Annotated in this window: 3 protein-coding genes; 2 read left to right on the forward strand and 1 reads right to left on the reverse strand. The window is 62.4% G+C overall.

The window, feature by feature from the left end:
* The first annotated feature begins 104 nt into the window (after positions 1-104).
* Both RMO81_RS08355 and gyrA read left to right on the forward strand, forming a co-directional pair.
* Positions 105-413 carry a GIY-YIG nuclease family protein gene (locus RMO81_RS08355; protein WP_310475367.1) on the forward strand — a complete coding sequence of 103 codons (309 nt, stop codon included), beginning with the start codon at positions 105-107 and terminating at the stop codon, positions 411-413.
* 222 nt (positions 414-635) lie between these two features.
* On the forward strand, positions 636-3,359 hold the full coding sequence (gene gyrA / locus RMO81_RS08360) for a DNA gyrase subunit A (RefSeq protein WP_310475368.1): 2,724 nt from the start codon (positions 636-638) through the stop codon (positions 3,357-3,359).
* 12 nt (positions 3,360-3,371) lie between these two features.
* Here the strand turns inward: gyrA and RMO81_RS08365 are convergent.
* The coding region (locus tag RMO81_RS08365; protein ID WP_310475369.1) for a lysoplasmalogenase family protein at positions 3,372-3,835 on the reverse strand (464 nt) is incomplete at its 5' end.

Here is a 3,835-nt window from a genome sequence, read left to right on the forward strand (position 1 = left end):
GGCCAGCATCCACCGCGCCGCTGGGGTGCTATTGGTCGCCAAACGGACCCGCGGTCTACGATGGATGCTGGCCTTCGCCAGCATGACAGGGAAGGGTAGATGCGGTGTCCAAACCCGGCTGGGTCTATCTGATGGCCAGCCAACCGCGCGGGACACTGTATCTGGGTGTTACCTCCAACCTGATGAACCGGGTGGAGCAGCATCGCACGGGGCATTTCGAAGGCTTCACTTCGCGATATGACGTGAAGCGCATTGTGTGGAACGAAGCCTATCCCGACATTGCCGATGCCATCCGCCGCGAGAAAGCGATGAAGTTCTGGAAGCGGGAGTGGAAGATCAGGGTGATCGAGGAAAATAATCTGCAGTGGTTGGATCTGGCCGTGGATTGGGGCTTTCCACCGTTGGGGTATTGAGCGCCTTACGTCCCAACTTGTCATGCTGGCGACGGCCAGCATCCACCGCGCCGCTGGGGTGCTATTGGTCGCCAAACGGACCCGCGGTCTACGATGGATGCTGGCCTTCGCCAGCATGACAGGGAAGGGGCTGAGCGATGCCTTTCCACTGGCGTTTTGTCGCACATTCCCCTAATCCAAATGGGCATCTGAAACTCGCGCGGAAAGCCCAAGAAAAACCCAATGGTATCAACCACTACACCCCCCGCCGGCGAGCCCGATATCAAGCCGATTTCCATCGTCACGGAAATGCGGACGAGTTTCCTTGATTATGCCATGTCGGTCATCGTTTCCCGGGCGCTGCCCGATGTGCGTGATGGGCTGAAACCCGTCCATCGCCGCATCCTGTGGGGCAGTTACGAAAACGGCTTCACCCACAACAAGGCCTATCGCAAATCGGCGCGCATCGTTGGCGATGTGATGGGCAAATATCACCCGCACGGTGACAGCGCGATTTACGATGCATTGGCGCGCATGGTGCAGGATTGGTCGATGCGGCTGCCGTTGATCGACGGGCAGGGCAATTTCGGTTCGATGGACCCGGATGCCCCGGCCGCCATGCGCTATACCGAAGCGCGGCTGGCGAAATCGGCCGAGGCACTGCTGGCCGATATCGAGAAGGACACGGTTGATTACGTCGCCAACTATGACGGTTCTGAACAGGAACCGACGGTGTTGCCGGCGCGTTTCCCCAACCTGCTGGTCAACGGTGCCGGCGGCATCGCGGTGGGCATGGCGACCAATATCCCGCCGCACAATCTGAACGAAGTGATTGATGCGGTGCGGGCCTGGCTGGCCGATCCGCTGATCAGCGTTGAAGGGCTGATGCACCATCTGCCCGCCCCGGATTTCCCCACCGGCGGCATCATCCTGGGTTCGAGCCAGTTGAAGCAGGCCTATGAAACCGGACGCGGCAGCATTCGCATCCGATCCCGCCATGTGGTGGAAGAAGGCCGCGGCGACAAGCGCGCCATCGTGCTGACCGAAATTCCGTTCCAGCAGGGCAAGAACGCGCTGGTGGAAAAGATCGCCGAAGCGGTGAAGGACAAGCGCATCGAGGGCGTTTCCGATCTGCGCGATGAATCCAATCGTGAAGGCGTGCGCATCGTGCTCGATCTGAAGCGCGATGCGACGCCCGAAGTGGTGCTGAACCAGTTGTGGCGCAACACGCCGGCCCAGCAGAGTTTTGCGTTCAACATGCTGGCCATCCGTGGCGGCCGCCCGGAACTGATGGGCCTGAGGGACATCATCCACGCCTTTGTGGAGTTCCGCGAGCAGGTCATCACCCGCCGTTCGAAGCATGAATTGATGAAGGCGCGTGAGCGGGCGCACCTGTTGATCGGCCTGGTGATCGCGGTTGCCAATCTGGATGAAGTGGTTCGCATCATTCGCGGCAGCGCCAGCCCGGCCGAAGCGCGCGAAACGCTGATGGCGCGGGATTGGGATGCCAGCGAAATCCGCCCCTATCTGGCGCTGGTCGAAGCCGGCACGGTGGACGTGGACGCGGCCACAATCCGGCTTTCGGAACTGCAGGTGCGTGCTATTCTTGATCTGCGCCTGCAGAAACTTACGGCACTGGGCCGCGATGAAATCGGCAAGGAATTGCAGGAACTGGCCGACAGCATTGCCGATCTGCTCGATATCCTGACCAGCCGGGTGCGCCTGCGTTCCGTGCTGAATGCCGAGCTGGACGATGTTGCCAACGAATTCCAATCCAAGCGCCGCACCGAACTGGTGTTCAACGCCGAGGATATCGACGACGAAGACCTGATCGAAGTTGAGGACATGGTGGTGACCGTGACCCGCGATGGCTGGATCAAGCGAGTGGCGCTGGCCGAATATCGCGCGCAGGGCCGCGGCGGCAAGGGCCGCAACGCCATGGGCACCAAGGACGAGGATGCAGTGACGACGCTGCTGGTCACCTCCACCCACAATCCGGTGCTGTTCTTCTCCAGTGCCGGCAAGGTTTATCGCCTGAAGGTGTGGAAACTGCCGCAGGGCAGCCCGCAGGCCAAGGGCAAGCCGATCAACAATCTGCTGCCGCTGGCCGATGGTGAGACGATCATCACCACGCTGGCATTGCCGGAAGACGAGGCCGAATGGAGCCGCCTGAACGTGATGTTTGCCACCGCCCACGGCAGTGTGCGGCGCAACGCCATGGACAGTTTCACCAGCGTGCCGACCGCCGGCAAGCTCGCCATCCGTTTTGAAGAGGGCGATGATGACCGGCTGATCGGCGTGGCGCTGTGCGACGAGGTTGATGACGTGTTCCTGGCTGCCAAGAGCGGCAAGGCCATCCGGTTCCCGGTTGATGATGTGCGCGAGTTTGTTTCCCGCACTTCCACCGGTGTGCGCGGCATGTCGCTGGCCGCCGGCGATGAAGTGGTGTCGATGGCGATCCTGAAGGGCTTTGCCGCCAGCACCGAAGAGCGCGAGGATTATCTGAAGGCGGCAGCCTGGAAGAACGAGCCTGCAGAGCGCGTGCTTTCGGAAACCCGCATGGGCCAGTTTGCAGCCGCCGAGGAGTTCATCCTGACGGTGACCGCCAATGGTTTTGGCAAGCGCAGTTCGGCATTTGAATATCGCCAATCGGGCAGAGGCGGCCAGGGCATCCGCAACATCGCCGAAAGCGATCGCAATGGCGATATGCTGGCCAGCTTCACCGCGCGTGACAGCGACGACGTCATGCTGGTGACCGACCAGGCCAAGCTGATCCGCCTGCGCGCCGGCGATATCCGCATCATGGGCCGCGCCACCAACGGGGTGACGTTGTTCAAGGTGGCCGATGACGAGCATGTGGTTTCAGCCGCGCTGATCCCGGCCGATGAAGCCGCCGACGACGTGATTGATGCGGTGGAAGTGGCGGATACCGATGCGCCGGCCAGCGAACCGCCGGGCGACGCCTGAAGGGTACGGGGCCTAAGACGTGCGGGCGGCGCGGGCGAGGAGCCCGCGCCCCACGCCCAGCGCAATCAGCCATTGGCCGCCAAAATACAGGCCCCAGATCAACGCGCCGTCGGTTGTGGGGCCGATCAGTTTGCCGCCGCCCAGATTCAGCACGATGATACAGTCTGACAGCACAAAGGCGATGGCGCCCAGACCCGCCAGCCGCGGAAAACGGCTGAGCCAGAGGCTGGCGGCCATGCCGGTGAGCAGCACGGAATAGGCCAGTGTCTGGCCAAAGCTCATCCCCGCTGGCGTGAGCAGCGGCGGCATCGCCACCCCCATGATCAGCAGCAGTGCCGCCCCCAACCAATCGCTGGCGCCTGCAGCGCGGCGGTGGCGAATATAGAAGGAAATGGCCACGATATGCCCGGCGGCAAAGCTGGCCACGCCGGCGATGAACAGGCCCGGCAGCGCCAGCAGCACATCGCCCAACGCGC

It is taken from the genome of Sandarakinorhabdus sp. (genome assembly GCF_031422795.1).
Taxonomy (GTDB): Bacteria; Pseudomonadota; Alphaproteobacteria; order Sphingomonadales; family Sphingomonadaceae; genus Sandarakinorhabdus.